The sequence below is a fragment of the Furfurilactobacillus sp. WILCCON 0119 genome (assembly GCF_053471565.1).
Genome location: NZ_JBPCCV010000003.1, coordinates 317,519 through 336,389, shown reverse-complemented (window position 1 = coordinate 336,389; position 18,871 = coordinate 317,519). Strand labels below are relative to the sequence as shown.

Here is an 18,871-nt window from a genome sequence, read left to right as displayed (position 1 = left end):
TGTGCTTTCGATCATTAAAGGCCAACTTCCTTCCTCACTTATGAGTATAGCAAAAGCCATTTGAAAGCGCTACCATTTTGCCTAAAATAATTTATATCGCCAAGTTTTGATGGTGTTGATTCGGCATGCTTTCGAGTAAAATAAAGGCATTAGCAAGCGAAACAGGAATACGAAGGGAGTTCGTTTTGACACTAAACTTTATTTTGGGACAGGCAAAGATGGATCATCGCCAGGCAATGATGAACGACATGTGGGTATCGATGCAAAAGCATCCAAATGACCAATACTTCATCATTGTGCCGAATCACATTAAGTTTAATGCGGAAGTGGGCGCATTAAGCGCGTTAAAAGCCATCAGTGGTCAAACGACACCGGTTTTTGCCAACGGGCAGCTACAGGTCTTTTCGTTCAGCCGGTTGGCGTGGTACTTCATGAAAAATACGCCAAGTTACCAACGGCCCCGGCTATCAAATGCAGGCTTAAGCATGCTGCTGTACCACATTATTGCCATGCACCAAACAGAATTGACCCTGTTTGCGGGTGAGCTGAACCAAACGGGCTTCATCAATCAATTAGTCCGGCAATTTGCGGAGCTGAAGGTTGGTCAGGTGAGCGCCGCAGACTTACAAAGAATCGCCGGGACACTTGATGTTGCAGACCAAGCAGATCTGGGTGGAAAACTCCATGATTTAGCAATCGTGTATCAAGCGTACACCGAATCATTAGGCGATTATGTCGATCAGGCAGATTTGATTAACCAGTTAACCAATTTCTTTGTTAGTGGTTCGAGTTTAGAACATGCCCATTTTTATATTAACGGCTTTACCGGTTTTTCGGCACAGGAACAAGCATTAATAACGACAATGATGGTTAAAGCGGCGAGTGTCACCGTTTCGTTAGTGTTGAATCAAGTGCCAACAAAACAGCCAGAATTAGGCGACTTGTTTTATGAACCGGCAAATACGTATCTTAAATTAAGTCAGTTAGCCCATGAAAATCACGTTGAAGTGCTCGCTGCCATTAACAGTAGCAGTGTCCGTGTTAGTGAGACGTTAGCCCAGCTTGATGACTATTGGGTGGCGAGTCAACCTGCCAAACGTGTTCCACCGGTTAAAAGTGCGCAACCAGGCCAGTTGCAGGTGTTTACGGCGCCAACGCGCTTAGATGAACTTAATCAAGTTGCCCGGCAAATTCGAACGTTGGTGGCAGAGCAACCTGAGCGGTATCATTACCGTGATTTCTTGGTGCTGAGTCGACACTTGGCACCATATGAAAACATGGTGGGCCCAGTCTTTGATCAAATGGAAGTTCCGTACTTTGATGACTCAGATAAACCGATGGATAAACATCCGTTGATTGAATTGATTGGCGCACTCTTTGATGTTCGGGCGCATTATTATCGTTATCAAGACGTGATGCGCCTGTTGAAAACGGAATTATTGATCCCAACGATTGATGAAACGCCAATGACCATTGCGGCATTTCGGCAGGCGTTAGCACTGACGGAAAACTGGGTGTTAAAGACGGGGATTGAAGGCCACCGGTGGGTGGAAACCGCTGATTGGACGTACTGGCGCATGCGTAATGTTGATGAAGAGACGCTAACGGACGCAGACGCGGAGGTCCAACGGCAGCTAAACGTTATCCATCATTACGTTGGTAGCATTCTACCTACGTTTTTCAAGCAACTTGAACAGGCTGCTAACGGAAAAGACGCCGCGAAGATTTTGTACGAGTTTCTCCAAACAACAGGGGTGATTGACCGTTTAAATGCATGGCGGACCACGGCCACGGAACGTGGTGACCTTGCCCGAGCAACACGTAACGAGCAGGCGTGGAATACATTCACGGGGATCCTTGATGAGTACGTGGCCCTACTTGGGACTGCTGATGGGTTTGACGTGAGTGAATTCGGGATGCTATTACTGAACGGTTTCGAAGGGGTGAATTACACCCAAATTCCGGCAACGTTGGATCAGGTCATTATCTCTGAAACGGGAATTATTCAACTCGCAGATTATAAAGTTGTCTTTTTAATGGGGGCAACGGATGATGTGATGCCAGATCAAGTCCGCGAAAGTACGATTCTAACGGATGGTGATCGGGATCGTTTGACGCCACGGTTAGCAGCGGATCAGTTTATTTCACAAAATGCGAGTACCCAGATGACCTTTGACCCGTATGTAAATTACATGGGCTTTTTGACGGGGACCGAGCAACTCGTGTTGTCCTATCCACAAGGGGGGGACGGTGAAACAGGTCTCCAACCATCACGCTATGTGACCAGTATTGTGGCTCACTTTGGCCTAACGGTGATTGATTATCAAACCACGCCAACATTGGCGGCAGAGCAACCTGGAGCGTTACAACCGTTTATTGGGTCACCGCGGTTTACCCTAACAAATTTAGTTAAAATTGGTTATCAAGCAAAGGCAGAAAAAGCACCGGTTCCGCGACTATGGGTGTTCATTTATCGGTGGCTGAAACAGTCATCAATGAACCGGTTAACAGATCAGCTGTTGGGCGGGTTGGACTACCGCAATGTGCCAGAACCACTCCGGCCGGATATTGTAAGTGGGTTATATGGCGAACAATTAAACACCTCGATTTCACAATTAGAGACCTTTTACCGCAATCAGTATGAATACTTTTTGAAGTTTGGCCTGCGTTTGGCCGAACGTGATGAATTTGAATTATCCTCAGCGGGCACGGGGGAATACTTCCATATGGCCCTAGATCAGCTGATGAAACTGGTGGTTAGTCGTGGGGTGGAACTCAGTGCGTTAAACGACGCAGCGTTGAATGATTTAATTGATGAAGTGATGCCGACCATTAATGCACAACCGCAGTTTGTTATTTTAGGTAGTTCACACCGAATGGGCTATGTACGGGACCAGTTGATTGAAACAATCAAACGAATGGTGGCTATTATCGGTCAACAGCAACGGCAAACGCCGATGCGGACGTTAGCCACCGAAGTGCTGTTTGGTCACGTTGGTGCGGATCAAGGGCTTCCCGCCTTATCATTTAAATTAGCGGGTGGTCGAAAGATCAACGTTCGTGGAAAAATTGACCGGGTTGATGGAATGAACGTGGACAACCGGGAATATCTGAGCGTTGTGGATTACAAATCTGGCCGGCGAACGTTTGACTTTGAACAGGCCTATTACGGTTTATCGATGCAAATGTTGACCTACCTCGACGCACTTCGTCAGGATGCGGATGCAGTGAGTCCAAGTCAGCTAAATGAACTGGCGGGGGCCTTATACCTCCACATTCAGAGTGCGGGCGTCTCACTTAATCAGCTAAGTAAGGGGAAATTGTTAGACCTTGAAAACGCGGATGTGATCAATAATGCCCTGTTAGCTTCGCATAAATATCAGGGTGTGCTGGTGGCGGACCCAACGTTACTCACAAGTCTTGATGAAGCTATTAGTGAGGGGGGGACGTCGAAGATTTATCCCGTGGCCTTGAAAAAGGATCTGACGCTCTCTGCGACGGCGAAATCAGTGATTAAACCCACGGATTTGGCTAATTTTCTGGCCTATGAAGAGACGTTAATTAAAAACGCCGGGAACCAGATTTTTGCCGGGGCGGATAAACTGAATCCGTTTCAAGATGCGCGGAAGCAAACGGGGTTGCAGTACTCACCGTACACGTCTGTGATGCGATTTGACGCGATGTTACCAGAAAATCGGTACCACGTTTTGGATAAATTAAGCCCAGCGGAAGTGTTGAAGCGCGTGGCACCTGAAGTGGCGGATGTAGAGGAGGAAACACATGGCGACAACTAAATTGGCGTTCACACCAGCACAGAATGCAGCCATTCATCATCGTGGTCATGACGTCCTCGTTTCTGCCTCGGCAGGGTCTGGGAAGACACGTGTCTTAGTGGAACGTGTTATTTCTGAACTCCTGGATGAGCAAAACGAGACGGACATTACCAATTTACTGGTGGTGACGTTTACGAATGCGGCTGCTAGAGAAATGCGGGAACGGATTCAGACGACACTCCGGACGACCATCAACGAAACAACGGGGAGTGATGACGCCAGCGCTGCCCGCAGACGGCAGTTGATGCACCAGCTGAATCTATTGGCGAGTGCCGATATCAGTACGCTGGATGCCTTTTGTTTGCGGCTGGTTCAAAAGTATTACTACGTCATCAAGCTGGACCCAGTTTTTCGACAGTTAGCAGATGAAACGGAAGCACAACTCCTGAAGGAAGATGTTTGGGGTGACCTTCGTGAACAGCTGTACGCGGATGACCCCACTGGTCAGTTTGCGGAATTGACCCGGAACTTCTCAAATGATCGGGATGACCAGGGCTTAGCTGATTTGGTCTTTCGCTTAGCGACGTTTGCCACGGCTAAGGCGGATCCAGAGGCATGGTTGACGGCGTTACCGGATCAATACCGGTTACCGGCCACACAGTTATGGCAAAGCGACCTGGTTCAAACGGCAGTGGTCCCGGATGTTATGGATACAGTTCGCCAGTGCCAAAGTGATGTTCAAACTGCCGTTAATTTGAGTGCTGGTTTTTCAACGGATGAGTATCAGAAAAAGTGGCAGCCGGTGCTGGACGGCTTACAAGCGCAGTTTGCGGCCTTGCCAACGCAGCTTGAGACGGCCGATTGGAATCAGGTGCGAACACACTTAGCCGATGTTGAGTTAGGCCGGGCGCCTGGCTTGCGGAAGCTAGAGGACGATGACAAACGGTTGAACGAAGAACTGAAGTCATTACGAGCGGGGTTAAAGAAACGGCTGGATGGCCTGATTGACCGGTACTTTACGCTAAGTGAGGCCGATGTCCTGAACGTAAACGCCCATGCGCAAACGTTGGTGACGCGGTTAGCGACGGTGACAAAACAATTTATGACGGCGTTCGCCGCTGCAAAACGACAGCGCCACCTTGTGGACTTTGGTGACTTGGAGCACTTTGCCTACCAAATTTTGCAGGATCCTGGTGTTCATGAGGCCATTACGGCAAAGTATCATGAAGTTCTGGTGGATGAATATCAGGATATTAATGAGCTTCAGGAACAAATTTTACAGTCAGCAGCGCGCCATGATCCAGGAAATATGTTCATGGTTGGTGATATGAAACAGTCGATCTATCGCTTCCGGTTGGCCGACCCCACGCTGTTTCTTCACAAATACAATACGTTTGCCACGACGCCTTCAGAAGCGGGTGAACGGATCATCTTGGCCGATAATTTTCGGTCCATGAAAAACGTCGATGCGTTTACAAACCTGATTTTCACGCAATTAATGGATGAACGGTTGGGAGAAATGAATTACGCGGGGGACGCTGAACTACAGTATGGGCCTAAAGATTACCCCGAAGATAATGTGCCCAAGACCCAGGTCATGATTTACGAAAGTGGTGAGGAGACACCGCTGACTGACGACGATGACGAGGCGGTGACGACGGATCTTGCGATTACAGATCGGGCGGAAGGCCAAATCGTCATGGTCGCTAGCAAAATTCGAGACATGGTTGAAAACCACGAGCAGATTTTCGATCGTCGGGCCGGCATGGATCGGGACATGACCTATGGTGATGTGGCGTTACTGGTGCCAACCCGCAGTAATAACCTGTTGCTTCAGGAGCAGTTTACAAAGTTGGGCGTGCCCCTTCAGGTTCGCGATACCGCTAATTATTTTCAAACGACAGAAATTCAGATTATGATGGCGCTCCTGCGGTTGATTGATAACCCGTACCAGGATATTCCGTTAGCGGCGGTGCTGCGGTCGCCAATTATCGGATTGAAAGAAAACGAACTGGCCTATTTACGGATTCAAAATAAAACGAGCGACTACTTTCAGGCGTTGCTTGATTTTGAAGAGCGGGTGGTTAATCAACCCGAACAAATTGGTGATTTTGGGATGAGGATCCATGAACGAGTGCGCCACTTCCTCGACCAGCTAGAGCTGTTTCGTGACATTGCCCGGCAAAATCAGTTGGTGACGTTGATTTGGACGATCTATCAGGAAACCGGGTTTCTGGATTACGTGGCGGGGATGCCAAGCGGCCAACAACGGGTGAATAACCTGCACGCCCTTTATGCACGGGCTGCTGATTATGAAAACAGCAGTTTTAAAGGGTTATTCCAATTTGTTCACTTCATTACCGAAATGCAAAAGCACGACAAGGACCTGGCTGAGGTTACCGAAACGACCACTGAAAACGCGGTGTCAGTGATGACGATTCACGGGAGTAAAGGGTTGGAATTTCCGGTGGTCTTTGTCATGGACGCCTCACACGGTTTTAACTTATCAGACCAGCGAAGTGCAGTGATTTTGGATGACCATCTAGGAATCGGGATTACGTGGCTTGATCAAACACGCCACGTCAAGATCGATACGTTACAGAAGAAAATCGTCGCGAGCGCATCGCTGAAAAAGACGTTGTCAGAAGAGATGCGGGTGTTATACGTGGCGTTGACCCGGGCACAACAACGACTTTTCATTGTTGGAACGTATAAAAATCAGGCAGCGTTGACGCAACAATGGCAAAAGGCGGCAAACAGTAACCGGTTAACCATAAACACGGCGTTACGTGCAGAGGGGAAAACGTTTATGGATTGGCTGGGGATGACGCTGGTTCGGGTACCGCACATTGCTGACCAACTAGGCATTAGCCATTTGGTGGTGCCGTTACCCGGGGCCTCAGAACTAACGGAGCGGTTGAACAGCTTTGAGTTAGTGTTCCAGACCCGGGCGGCCTTAGAAGCATCCGGCGTGTTAGCAGAAACGGATGATGAAGCGACAAATCACCTTGAAACGTTACGGACGGCAGCAAGTCAAAGCCTCGGCGGGTCACTTGATGTTGACGCGTTGGAGCAAGTTTTGGCGTTTAAGTATGCAAACCACGCGGCAACAGAGACAACGGCGTATCAGTCTGTGTCAGAATTAAAACGGTTGTTTGAAGAACCGGATCAAAACCAGTTTGGTTTCCTCGATCTTGATGAACAAACGAAGGCAAAATCACGGCTGCTAACAACGGATTTACGAACGCCACAGTTTATGCAGACGGTCACGGCACCCAAGGCGACCGAGATTGGAACGGCCACCCACCTAGTTTTGCAGAGCATTGATTTGACTAACGGTCAGCCCACGGCAGCGGCGTTGCAAGCACAAATTGATCAGCTGGTCGCAGATCATGTGATGAATGATGCCGTGGCGTTAGCCATTAACATGGACCAACTGAAAGCATTCTTCGATAGTAAACTTGGCCAGCAAATTGTGGCCCACGGGCATGACGTGAACCGTGAAGCCGCCTTTTCATTATTAATGCCCGCGTATGAGCTGTATCAGGGCATCAATGAACCGGCTGATCCAACACAAGCGGAACAGATCCTTGTCCACGGAATTATTGACGGCTACTTTATTGAAAATGGTGAAATAACCGTGTTTGACTACAAAACGGATCATGTGAATCCGCAGGCTGTGGATGCTGGTTTGGCTGCGTTAGTCACGCGGTATCGCGGGCAGTTAAATCTGTATGCGGCGGCCTTAACAAGCATGACGGGGCTCCCCGTCGCCCATAAAGTGCTGTTTTCGCTGAGTGCTGGGCGTGCCATTGAAGTGAACTAAAGGAGACGATGGAAACATGACAAACTATAAATTTCTTCAACCACTAACGTTGGCTAATGGGGTTGTGATTAAAAACCGGATCGTGATGGCGCCCATGACCGAAATGAGTGCGTATGAATCTGGTGCAATTACCAAGGATCAACTTGATTATTACGGCATGCGTTCTGGCGGGGTTGGAATGGAAATCACTGCCTGCGCAAATGTTACACCGTTAGGAAAGGGCTTTGAGGGGAACCTTAGTGCTGCAAGCGATCGAATGATCCCGGGATTATCAAAGCTAGCCCAGGTCATGAAATCTAACGGGACAAAAGCCATTCTTCAGATTTTTGATGCCGGTCGGATGACTTCGTCAAAGATTTTGAAGGGTGAACAGCCGGTTAGTGCTTCTGCAATTCGTGCTGAACGACCTGGTTTAGAAACACCGCGCGAATTAACGAGCGCTGAAGTGCTGGCTGAAATTAAGGCCTTTGGTGAAGCGGCTCGGCGTGCAGCACAAGCGGGCTTTGATGGGGTCGAAATTCACGGAGCCAACACCTATTTGATCCAACAGTTCTTTTCACCAAACTCCAACCAGCGGACGGATCAATGGGGTGGAAGTGTTGAAAACCGGATGCGGTTTCCACTTGCGGTCATTGATCAGGTTCGTGAGGCAGCCGGTCAATATGCGGCCGATGACTTTACTATCGGGTACCGGATTAGTCCAGAAGAAGTGGAGACACCAGGAATTCGGTTGGCGGATACCCTTACTTTTGTTGATAAATTAGCTGATTCAACGTTGGATTATTTACACGTTTCAATGGGAAACGTGTGGCGGACATCGTTGAATAATCAAGAAGCGACAGCCCCGATCCTCCCGCAGATTAAGCAGGTGCTTGGTGACCGGTTGCCACTGATTGGTGTTGGTGGGATTGAAACGCCCGCTGACGCTGAAAAGGTGATGGACGCAGGTGTTGATTTTGCGGCAATTGGTCGTGAGTTGATCCGTGAACCGAAGTGGGTTCAAAAAGTCATTGCTGATGATGAGGACACCATTCGGTATGTCATTTCACCGAATGACATTGATGATTTAAACGTACCTGCTCCTCTGTGGGACTTCCTGAATGCGGTCTTTAAACCAATTGCCGGGATCTCAACGGAAGCGACACCCGAGGAAACGTTTGCTAACGCAGCGGCGCCGTGGGAAAAGTTTTAACGACCATAATGGGTTTAAGTCATGCAAAAAGCGTCACCGGAATTTTTTTCTGGTGACGCTTTTTGACGTCCTGCTTGTTTGGGCACAGAAAAAACGCTGCGACCAGTAGGCCACAGCGTTTTAAGAGTGAGTCTATTGTTATTGTTCTTCGTACCAGCTGTAATGGAAGTTACCAGGACGGTCGACACGTTCGTAGGTGTGAGCCCCGAAGTAGTCACGCTGTGCTTGTAACAGGTTAGCAGGCAGAACTTCTGCACGGAAGCTGTCGTAGTAAGTGATGGCTGCTGAGAAGCTAGGAACTGGAACCCCAGCTTGAACGGCCATGGCAACGACGTCACGAACAGATTGTTGGTACTTAGTGGCAATGTCCTTGAAGTAGTCGTCGAACAATAAGTTCGTCAACTTAGGATCCTTGTCATAGGCATCCGTGATGTTTTGAAGGAAGCCAGCACGGATGATACATCCGGCACGCCAGATCTGTGCAAGCTGACCGAATTGTAAGTCCCAGTCGTAGGTTTCGGAAGCAACGCGAAGTTGTTCGAATCCTTGGGCATAACTCATCAACTTACTGAAGAACAAGGCTTGACGAATCTTTTCGACGAATTCAGTCTTGTCACCAATTTCAGCCTTACCTTGCATTGCAGCGGCTGGTAATGCCTTAGAAGCCTTAACACGTTCGTCCTTCATCATTGAAATGTAACGTGCATAAACGGATTCAGTAATAACGGATTGTGGGACTTGGATGTTCAAAGCGTCTTCTGAACTCCACTTACCAGTTCCCTTGTTGTTACCACGGTCTAAGATGGCGTCAACGATTGGTAAGTTCTTGTCGTCACCTAAGTCATCCTTACGGCTCAAAATGTCGGCCGTAATTTCGATTAAGTAACTGTCCAATTCGCCCTTGTTCCATTCCTTGAAAATGTCAGCCATTTCGTCAACAGAGATTCCGGCGACGTTACGCATGATGTTGTAACTTTCGTCGATCAGTTCTTCATCACCGTATTCAATCCCGTTATGAACCATCTTAACGTAGTGACCAGCACCGTTAGGGCCGATGTAAGTGACACAAGGGGTGCCATCTTGAGGTGCTTTGGCAGAGATTTGTTCGAGGATTGGTGCAACCAAGTCATAGGCGTCTTTTTGACCACCAGGCATCAAAGAAGGTCCTTGTAAGGCACCTAATTCACCACCAGAGACACCCATCCCGATAAAGTTGATCCCGGATTTGTCCAGTTCAGCATTCCGAGCCATGGTGTCGTGGAAGTTAGTGTTCCCACCATCGATCAAAACGTCACCCTTGTCCAATAGAGGCAAGAGTTCTTGAATAACGGCGTCAGTTGGCATCCCAGCTTTAACCATCAGTAAAATCCGCCGAGGTGTTTCTAATGAGTTAACGAAGTCTGCAACAGTATAACTAGGAACCAGCTTCTTTTCGCTGTGATCCTTCATCATATCGTCAGTCTTAGACCGTGAACGGTTGTAAACGCCGACAGTGTAGCCACGGCTTTCGATGTTCAGGGCCAAGTTCTTCCCCATAACTGCTAAACCAACAACACCAATTTGTGCTTTTTGATCTGCCATGATAAACCTTCCTTGTTCTGTATTAGCATGAAAATTGTTGTCAATTAGACAAAATGCCGTCAAAACAACAATGTTCCATAATTGTGAAAAGCGACACGAGTACAGCTATTATGGTAGTTGATGTGCCCGAATTTTTCAACTACTAGGCCACGCTTTTGGGGTAAACCAATGAAATAAATTTTCTTTACAGAGAAACAGGGATGATTGACGCGCATTAAATGATAAAAGTCTGTAACGATGGTTAGTTAACCAATCAAAACAATTGCCGGGGTCGAAGACATCAGGTAGACTGAACGTTACTGAAAACATGAAGAAAGAGGGAACATCATGGACGAGGTTGTAATCGTTAGTGCAGTGCGAACACCGGTTGGTAAGATGGGTGGTCATTTAGCTAGTTTTAGCGCGGTTGACTTGGGTGTAATAGCGGCTAAAGCGGCCATCGAACGGGCAGGGATCGCGCCGGCGATTGTTGACCAGACCATTGCCGGAAACGTGCTACAGGCGGGAAGCGGTCAAAATGTTGGTCGGCAAATTAGCATTAAGGCTGGTGTTCCGGAGACCAGTCCGGCGATGACGATAAACGAAGTGTGTGGTTCAGGACTAAAGGCGATTCGTTTAGGCCAGGCAGCCATTACCATGGGCGATGCTGACAGTGTTCTAGTCGTTGGGACAGAAAGCATGAGCAATGCGCCATACCTTGCGAAGGGCATGCGGTTTGGAACAAAGTTTGGTGATACAACGTTTGTCGACAGCATGGAGCATGATGGCCTCACGGACGCCTTTAGCGATAAACCAATGGGGGTCACCGCCGAAAACGTTGCCGCAATGTACCACGTGACCCGTGAAGAGCAGGATGCATTTGCATTAGCGTCCCACCAAAAGGCAGCACAGGCTAGCGATGACGGGCAATTTGCTGATGAAATGGTGCCACTCACGGTTACTGAACGGCATGGGCAACGCGTGGTGGATCGCGACGAAACGATTCGTGAAGATACTGATCTTGAAAAGCTCGCCAAACTAGCACCGACGTTTGAAGACCACGGAACGGTTACAGCCGGGAACGCAGCGCCATTAAACGATGGTGCCGCGGCAATGGTGCTGATGCGGCGGGAACGTGCAGAGGAACTGGCGGTTCCGATCCTTGCAACCATCACGGGCTACCAAGAAGTCGGGGTTGATCCACAAATCATGGGGTATTCACCGGTTAGTGCGGTTCACGGGTTACTGGCGAAAACAAAAACAGCCATTGATGACATTGACCTCTTCGAACTAAACGAAGCGTTCGCAGCGCCAAGCGTGGCCGTTGCGCGTGAGTTAGGAATCCCAGCGGAAAAACTGAATCCTAATGGCGGTTCCATTGCGATCGGTCATCCGTTAGGTGCAACCGGTGTTCGCATTGTGACCGGCCTTATTTATGCACTTCGTCATGCGGAGCGTCATGTTGGTGTTGCCGGGTTATGTATCGGTGGTGGCCTGGGCATCGCACTGCAAATCAACGTTGACTAAGGATTTTTGGGGCTCAATTGAGCTGATTTTATGATTATTAACTAAAAGGCAGCACTTATGAATGAATGCGTCATTCATAAGTGCTGCCTTTTTGAAATTTGTGGGTTGATCACATGTATTTTAATGTGAAATATTAAACAAAACGACGCTGTTTACTGTTATTAGGCCCTTTCTAGCAAAACGTTTATCGTTGTTCAATTAGGTCATAAAAAATTTAAATCAGAAATTAGTTAATAATGTTTCTCAAAGTCCCACACTTTGAACGGATTTATGATAAGTGCTGAGTGAGAGAGATGGTATAAATATGGACAAGACAGAAACTTGTAAACTATTTAGGAGATAAATAAATGATTAAAACAGATTTAACGACAACAGCGATTTTACGTCAGGTCGACCTTGTTCACCGTGAGATTGATGATTTAGAAAAAAACGTTGGCCGGATTTGTCAAAAACACGACTTAAACGTTTTGGATTACCTGATTTTGGATGAACTGGGTGAAGTTTCAGAAGGGGCGCGTAATGAGCAGTTAGCCCACAAGCTTCACGTGTCGTCTGCGCTATTTAGTATTCGTCTTAAGCGGTTATTAACTGCCAAACTGATTCAAATTGAAACAGACGTGAAGGACCGGCGGGTTCACCGCATCTTACTGACAGAAGCAGGGGAACTCTGCCTGGACGAAATTGCGAACCAAATTGAGGATGAGGCGCCTTTAACGGCTGCGTTTGACGAATTACGTTCAGAATTCGAACTTGCAACTAAGGTTATCGATAAAAGCCATAACGCAATTGCTTAGTTTTTGTTGATGGGTTGCTGTTGATCGATGTGGTTGCTGGCTGTCTTAAAAACGAGTGCTTTACTAAGAAAGTAATTAACGACAATTGCGATGGCGTGGGCAATCAACTTGCTGACCGTGGCGTTGACCGTTAGTTGTGAGATTAAGAGCCACAAGAAAATGACTTCGATGACGTAAGTTAAGACACGTGTCAGGTAGAATGAACCAATCTCAGGCCACCATCCGGTTGCGTGTGTTTTAAAGACAAGGTATTTATTAACAACGAAGGCAAAGAAAACGGACACGACCCAATCGATCAAGTTGGCTAGTTGGTATTCAATGCCTAACTTTTTATCTAAGAAATAGAACAAGAGGACGTTGAACGTGACGGTAACGGCTCCCCATAAGGCATAACGCTGTGCTTCGGACGATTCATTGTTCATGATCTAAAGTGCTCCTTTATCTGAATGGTTAAATTTAGAATAGGGGACGAACTTTGGTTCACGTTCTCATGTTTTTCGATGGTTGGCGAAATTGTAATTATTAAAGGGTTTGGCGAAGGTGAAGCGCTCACAACGTTTTCTCACACAAACTGTAAAATAATGCGATTGTGAGAAGTTATTTGGTAGATAACTTTTAGAATTGGCGGTAATCGAAATGCAAAAGAGGGATAAATCATGTGTACAAGCCTGACCTTTGAAACAACCGATGGATTACACTTCCTAGCACGGACAATGGACTACGCTTTTGAATTGGGTGGCCGTCCAGTCTTCTTGCCCCGCGGTTATCGGTGGGAAAGTGCAACGAAGGAAGCCGAATTTGTTAACCAGTATGCCTTTTTGGGTACTGGGCGTCAGTTAGGGACCTACTTTTTCGCAGATGGGTTGAATGAATTTGGTCTGTCTGTTGCTGCGCTCTACTTTCCACGTGAGGCACAATACCAAAATCCAGATTCTAGCAAAAAGAACCTGGCACCTCATGAACTCGTTTCCGTGTTACTCGGAAACTGCCGTAACTTGGAAGAAGTTCAAGCTGAATTAGATTCCATTCGGTTGGTTAACTTTGAAACGCCGTTGATTAATGTCGTTCCACCATTGCACTGGATCGTGACAGACGCTAGTGGTCGGTGCTGCGTTATCGAACCAACTGGTGAAAAGTTAACGTTACAAGACAACCCGGTTGAAGTCATGACAAATGCACCTGAACTTCAGTGGCACATTAAGAACTTAAACAACTACGTCACGTTGCAGACAGAAGCCTACGGGAACAAACAGTTTATGGGTGTAACGGCCCATGCGTTTGGTCAGGGGACAGGAACCGTTCAATTACCAGGTGGTTACACGCCACCACAGCGGTTTGTTCGGACCGCCTTTTTGAAGGAAAACATCGAACAACCAACCGGTGAAATGGCTGGTGTGAACGCGATTACCCACATTCTTCATAACGTAGAAATCCCTCGCGGTGTTAACATCAAGGAAGGCGTTCCTGATTACACGCAGTACATTGGGATTATGGGGGTTACTTCAAAGAAGTATTACTTTATTCCATATCACAACCAGAGCGTGTTCCAGATTGAATTGTCTGATGAATTATTGCAACAGACAGAACCAGTTGAATATCCATTTGTGAATGATCAACAGGTTGTGAAGTTAAATTAAGCATGAAATAGAAAGCGGTGGGCGCAAAAAAAGCGGCCATCGTTTTTGTGTACAGTCATTAATTATTGTGACGATAATTTTGCGATTAAAAGTAATTCTTCTATTGCATAAAATTAATTTACAGATTAAACTAAAGTCACTCGATTCGGAGGCTTAACGGCCACTTTAGTTGTTTGACTTTATTTTTAACATAGTTAAATAATGATTAACGAATAACTTTAAACATAGGAGGCCAGACAGTGGCTGCAGAAAAATTACGTGCATCACTTACAAAGGAACCCAAAATGCGTCATGATCGTCAACTTGGCGATTACGTGATTACCGCAATGGAACTTGGAAGTGGGTACTTTCAGTTTGATGTCGATAGCATGACGTTTAACGGTAATTTTGTGGAAGCAAAACGTCCGGATGGTACTTTCGCCACGATGTTAAATAATGAAGAACGAATTATCGAACTTCAGTAGATGATCAATAAAATGGCGCCTTTCTCCTGTTTAGGAGAAAGGCGCCATTTTTTATAACATGATTGAATTTGATTACCGGTTAAGTTTGTAGATCCATGACCGGTGATCACGTTGCAACAGTTCGTCTGATGCAGCAGGGCCCATTGAACCAGAAACGTAATTCGGGAAGTTAGGGGTTTCTGAATCCCAAAGCTTTTGAATAACGTCAACGAAGTTCCAAGCGTAGGAAACTTCATCCCATGAAGCGAAGTTTGTTTGGTCACCCTTCAAGGTGTCATGCAGCAAACGTTCGTATGGTTCTGGCGTTTCTTCCTTTTGGGCAACGTCTTGTTGGAAGTCCAAGTGGATTGGTTCCGTTGCAAAGCCTTGACCAGCAGTCTTGGCGTTAACTTGCAGTGAGAAACCTGAGTTTGGTTCAACGTAAATGGTGAGCACGTTAGGTGCCAACGTGTTGTCACGGTTTTGTGGGAAGGCGAAAATGTCGATCAATGGCTTCTTGAAGACAACGTCGATCCGCGTGAACTTGTCAGCTAAACGTTTCCCAGTCCGCACGTAGAATGGCACACCGGACCACCGGTAGTTATCAAAGAGTAACTTCCCGGCAACAAACGTGTCGTTTGTGGAGTCCTTTGGTACGTTTGGTTCGTCACGGTAGGCAGGTTCTGTGTCGTTAGCACCGTATTGGCCACGAATGAAGTTCTTTGAGGCTTCGGCAGGGCTGTAAACCCGGAGTGAACGTAATGCCTTGATCTTTTCGACACGAACATCAGCATCCGTGAAGGAAACGGGTTGTTCCATGGCAAGTTGAGAAACGATTTGCATGATGTGGTTTTGAACCATATCACGTAAGGCACCAGCAGTATCGTAGTAACCGGCCCGGTCTTCAACACCAAGCTTTTCACTCAATGTGACCTGGATGTTGTCGATGTAACGGTTGTTCCATAGTGATTCAACCAAGGTGTTACCAAACCGAAGTGCTTGGATGTTTTGAACCATTTCTTTACCAAGGTAGTGGTCGATCCGGTAAATTTGGTTTTCGCTAAAGGCACCAGCAAGCTGGTCGTTTAATGTTTCAGCGGTCTTGTAGTCCGTTCCGAATGGCTTTTCGATGACCAGACGGTTTGAGCCATCGTTAGATAATAGGCCTTCTGACTTCAGGTTCAGGGCAACTTCACCGAAGAAACGTGGGGCCATGGACAGGTAGAAAATCCGGTCGCCACCAATACTATATTGTTTATCTAATTTTTCAAGCAAGTCCTTCATGACAGCATAATGGGCCTTATCAGTCACATCGTGTGCCAAGTAGTAGAAGTGTGATGTAAAGACTTCAGCCGCGTGCATATCTGCATCTGGTTGGTCATCACGAATGGATTGCGTGACAATTTCGCGGAACTTTTCGTCTGACCACGTGTCACGGGCCGTTCCAACAACGGCGAAGTGTTCGCCTAAGTTTCCACGGACATAAAGTTTAAATAATGATGGGTATAGTTTACGCTTGGCCAGGTCACCAGTACCGCCAAAGAAGGTAAACAATGAGCTGTATTCTGTTGCCACGTCTTTCACTCCTTAAATGCCTTTAATGTAAGTTGACGCAGTGATAGGAAGCGTAACCGCTTTCTATTATTGCCGTGGTTCATTATATAACATAATTTTGCGCTATGCACCCGCTTTGCGCAACCGTTTTCATTCAAATGAGGGGTGTGATGAGTGATGAAAACGTATCAGACCAACGATTAGCATTGTCGCCGTCAAATAAAAAAACTTGTGAACTTTTTTTCACGATTAAAAAATGCTATGAAAAGTTTTTTCCACAGCATTTTTCTTGTGTCTTAATGATTTTTTCGACAATAGCATTATTTGAACAACTCGGTCGCCTTAACGGCCATCTGCCAACCGTGATAGAGGTGGTGGCGCCGCTCGGCACTCATTGTGGGCGAAAATGTTTTGCCGGGCTGATAAATGGCTTTTAGTGCATCAACATTATCCCAAAAGCCCACCGCCAGACCCGCGAGGTAGGCGGCACCAAGCGCAGTTGTTTCTTCATCAGCTGATCGGTTGACGTTCATATTGAGAATGTCGGCCTGGAACTGCATGAGGTAGGTATTGCGCGATGAAGCACCATCGGCGTTTAACTGCGGAATGGTTAGCTGCGTATCCTTCTTCATGGTTTCGATGATGTCGCGCGTTTGGTAAGCAATTGCCTGAAGCGTGGCTTTCACGAAGTCATTTTGGGTTGTTCCCCGAGTGATCCCGTAAACAGCACCACGCGCTTGATCATCCCAATAGGGCGCGCCAAGGCCAGAAAATGCGGGGACAAGGTATACCTCATCGTCATTTGTTGAGGCCAGAGCCGCACGTTTAGCAGCGGGCTCATCAGGAATCATGTGCATTTCGTCTTGAAGCCAGCTAATGGCCGACCCGGCGACGAAAATGGAGCCTTCAAGGGCATACTTAACGGTTCCGTTGGCTCCATAAGCAATGGTGGTCAACAACCCGTTGGTGGAAATAAGCGGGGTCGTACCCGTATTCATGATGATGAAAGCACCAGCGCCATAGGTGTTCTTGACGACCCCCTTTTCAAACCCCATTTGTCCAAAGAGGGCCGCCTGTTGGTCCCCTGCAAGTGCTGCGATTGGAACCTCGGCGCCGAAAAATTGGTAGTTTTGTGTGTGCCCGTAAACTTCGGCCGATGATTTCACCGTTGGCAAAAGGGCACGGGGAATGTTCATGAGGTGAAGAATTTCATCATCCCAGTCAAGCGTGTGGATGTTAAACAGCATGGTTCGGCTTGCATTCGAGTAATCGGTAACGTGAAGCGCCGCACCCGAAAGTTTCCAGGCAAGCCATGAATCAACGGTCCCAAAGCACAATTCGCCCCGTTCCGCCCGCGCTTGGGCACCAGGAACATGGTCGAGGAGCCAACGGATTTTTGCGGCAGAAAAGTATGGATTGATGAACAAACCGGTTTTTTTGTGGATGAGATCGTTATAACCGTCCTTAATCAATTGTGGTGTGCGCTCATCTACTTGCTGTGATTGCCAACCGATGGCGGGCGCAATTGGTTCGCCGGTCGTTTTGTCCCAGATGATGGTGGTTTCACGTTGCGTGACGATGCCGACGCCGGCAATTTGGTCAGGGTGAATTCCGGTATTGATCAAAACGGTGGAAATGGCTGATTGAACGGAATTCCAGAGTAAGTTTGGGTCATGTTCCACCCAACCGGGGTGCCGGTTGATTTGTGGGAGTGGTTGTGACGCAGCTGTTACCCGGCGACCGTGTTGATTGATGATAATTGCTCGTGACGCGGTTGTCCCTTGATCAACGGCCAGGATGTAATGTTCAGTAATGAATGCCATGGTGTGCCTCGCTTTGCTTGACTTGCCCCGGGGTGAAGGCAGTTACCTGATTGACAGTTTACATTGTTGACAGTATAGCGAATAACCCGATGAACAACAAATGAGAAAAGTGGCGTTAAGGTTGATTTAATTTTATAACGGGATATCATGTATCCTGTTTAGTGATGGATATTGAATGTCGTGGTTAGGAGGGCACATGAAAGTTAAGGCGAGTTTGGAACAGGGAATCTGTATTTTGATGTTACTTGCAATTCAAAAACAGGCGGTTCCGTTACAAAGCACGTTGATTTCACAACGGTTGGAACTATCTGATTCGTATACCAAGAAAATCGTTCAACGGTTGGCAAAAGCCGGGTTGGTTCGATCTGTTTCGGGGAAGGCCGGTGGGGTCGTTTTAAACCGGGAACCAGATCAAATTAGCATGCTGGATGTTTTTGACGCAATCGAAGGAACGGAGCCGTTTGGAATGACCTCAGGGTTAGCGGATCATGTTTTTCGGATTTCAGATGATCCATCGTTTGAGGCGGTTTATCACATTGGCAAATTGGATACAAGCCGGCCGCTGGGGGACGTTAAGGATAAAGCGCTTGCCGTTTTTGATCGTGCAGAACAGCAGTTTCGTCATGAACTGGCCAACTTTTATTTAGAATCGTTGTGTCCGCACCGTGATGGCAAACGGATTACGATCGATTGGACGCCATGGCTAACGTCAAAGGCAAACGAAGAGAATTGAGGCAGCGCT

At 47.3% G+C, this 18,871-nt stretch carries 12 protein-coding genes; 8 read left to right on the top strand and 4 right to left on the bottom strand.

Going from position 1 to position 18,871, the window contains the following annotated elements; genetic code table 11:
* Window positions 1-185 precede the first annotated feature (185 nt).
* The 3 genes from ACRYI5_RS07045 to ACRYI5_RS07035 are packed head-to-tail and all read left to right on the top strand — an operon-like array spanning window position 186 to window position 8,791.
* On the top strand, window positions 186-3,794 hold the full coding sequence (locus ACRYI5_RS07045) for a PD-(D/E)XK nuclease family protein (protein ID WP_448224777.1): 3,609 nt from the start codon (window positions 186-188) through the stop codon (window positions 3,792-3,794).
* Entirely contained in the window at window positions 3,781-7,599 is a 3,819-nt protein-coding gene (gene addA, locus ACRYI5_RS07040; RefSeq protein ID WP_448224776.1) for a helicase-exonuclease AddAB subunit AddA, read from the top strand. The genes ACRYI5_RS07045 and addA overlap by 14 nt, the downstream gene beginning before the upstream one ends.
* Before the next feature lie 16 nt (window positions 7,600-7,615).
* Window positions 7,616-8,791 (top strand): NADH-dependent flavin oxidoreductase, encoded by a 1,176-nt coding sequence (locus tag ACRYI5_RS07035; RefSeq protein ID WP_448224775.1) that lies wholly within the window; start codon window positions 7,616-7,618, stop codon window positions 8,789-8,791.
* A 138-nt stretch (window positions 8,792-8,929) separates the two neighbouring features.
* Here ACRYI5_RS07035 and gndA read toward each other — a convergent pair whose 3' ends face one another.
* Window positions 8,930-10,372, bottom strand: a complete 1,443-nt coding sequence (gene gndA, locus ACRYI5_RS07030) for an NADP-dependent phosphogluconate dehydrogenase (protein ID WP_407880265.1) — start codon at window positions 10,370-10,372, stop codon at window positions 8,930-8,932.
* A 327-nt stretch (window positions 10,373-10,699) separates the two neighbouring features.
* Between gndA and ACRYI5_RS07025 the strand changes: the two genes are divergently transcribed.
* Both ACRYI5_RS07025 and ACRYI5_RS07020 read left to right on the top strand, forming a co-directional pair.
* The gene (locus ACRYI5_RS07025; protein WP_448224774.1) at window positions 10,700-11,878 is read left to right on the top strand and encodes a thiolase family protein; all 1,179 of its coding nucleotides are present in this window, start codon (window positions 10,700-10,702) and stop codon (window positions 11,876-11,878) included.
* A 347-nt stretch (window positions 11,879-12,225) separates the two neighbouring features.
* On the top strand, window positions 12,226-12,672 hold the full coding sequence (locus ACRYI5_RS07020) for a MarR family winged helix-turn-helix transcriptional regulator (RefSeq protein WP_407880262.1): 447 nt from the start codon (window positions 12,226-12,228) through the stop codon (window positions 12,670-12,672).
* Here the strand turns inward: ACRYI5_RS07020 and ACRYI5_RS07015 are convergent.
* Window positions 12,669-13,094 carry a GtrA family protein gene (locus tag ACRYI5_RS07015; protein WP_448224773.1) on the bottom strand — a complete coding sequence of 142 codons (426 nt, stop codon included), beginning with the start codon at window positions 13,092-13,094 and terminating at the stop codon, window positions 12,669-12,671. The genes ACRYI5_RS07020 and ACRYI5_RS07015 overlap by 4 nt on opposite strands.
* Before the next feature lie 234 nt (window positions 13,095-13,328).
* Here ACRYI5_RS07015 and ACRYI5_RS07010 point away from each other — a divergent pair, with 234 nt between their 5' ends.
* Both ACRYI5_RS07010 and ACRYI5_RS07005 read left to right on the top strand, forming a co-directional pair.
* Complete coding sequence (locus tag ACRYI5_RS07010) at window positions 13,329-14,309, top strand: choloylglycine hydrolase family protein (RefSeq protein WP_407880259.1); 981 nt, start codon at window positions 13,329-13,331, stop codon at window positions 14,307-14,309.
* 239 nt (window positions 14,310-14,548) lie between these two features.
* A complete protein-coding gene (locus ACRYI5_RS07005; RefSeq protein ID WP_448224772.1) occupies window positions 14,549-14,773 on the top strand; it encodes a hypothetical protein in 225 nt (74 codons plus the stop codon).
* A gap of 72 nt (window positions 14,774-14,845) precedes the next feature.
* Here ACRYI5_RS07005 and zwf read toward each other — a convergent pair whose 3' ends face one another.
* A complete protein-coding gene (gene zwf / locus ACRYI5_RS07000; protein ID WP_448224771.1) occupies window positions 14,846-16,327 on the bottom strand; it encodes a glucose-6-phosphate dehydrogenase in 1,482 nt (493 codons plus the stop codon).
* 299 nt (window positions 16,328-16,626) lie between these two features.
* On the bottom strand, window positions 16,627-18,129 hold the full coding sequence (glpK, locus tag ACRYI5_RS06995; RefSeq protein ID WP_448224770.1) for a glycerol kinase GlpK: 1,503 nt from the start codon (window positions 18,127-18,129) through the stop codon (window positions 16,627-16,629).
* 196 nt (window positions 18,130-18,325) lie between these two features.
* On the opposite strand from glpK, the gene ACRYI5_RS06990 reads away from it, so the two are divergent.
* Entirely contained in the window at window positions 18,326-18,862 is a 537-nt protein-coding gene (locus ACRYI5_RS06990) for an RrF2 family transcriptional regulator (protein ID WP_448224769.1), read from the top strand.
* Window positions 18,863-18,871 lie beyond the last annotated feature (9 nt).

What these genes read in the sequence shown, in the direction of transcription:
- addA (WP_448224776.1), top strand. Translation starts at nt 3,781, where the DNA reads ATGGCGACAACTAAATTGGCGTTCACACCAGCACAGAATGCAGCCATT.
- ACRYI5_RS07035 (WP_448224775.1), top strand. Translation starts at nt 7,616, where the DNA reads ATGACAAACTATAAATTTCTTCAACCACTAACGTTGGCTAATGGGGTT.
- gndA (WP_407880265.1), bottom strand. Translation starts at nt 10,372, where the DNA reads ATGGCAGATCAAAAAGCACAAATTGGTGTTGTTGGTTTAGCAGTTATG.
- ACRYI5_RS07025 (WP_448224774.1), top strand. Translation starts at nt 10,700, where the DNA reads ATGGACGAGGTTGTAATCGTTAGTGCAGTGCGAACACCGGTTGGTAAG.
- ACRYI5_RS07020 (WP_407880262.1), top strand. Translation starts at nt 12,226, where the DNA reads ATGATTAAAACAGATTTAACGACAACAGCGATTTTACGTCAGGTCGAC.
- ACRYI5_RS07015 (WP_448224773.1), bottom strand. Translation starts at nt 13,094, where the DNA reads ATGAACAATGAATCGTCCGAAGCACAGCGTTATGCCTTATGGGGAGCC.
- ACRYI5_RS07010 (WP_407880259.1), top strand. Translation starts at nt 13,329, where the DNA reads ATGTGTACAAGCCTGACCTTTGAAACAACCGATGGATTACACTTCCTA.
- glpK (WP_448224770.1), bottom strand. Translation starts at nt 18,129, where the DNA reads ATGGCATTCATTACTGAACATTACATCCTGGCCGTTGATCAAGGGACA.
- ACRYI5_RS06990 (WP_448224769.1), top strand. Translation starts at nt 18,326, where the DNA reads ATGAAAGTTAAGGCGAGTTTGGAACAGGGAATCTGTATTTTGATGTTA.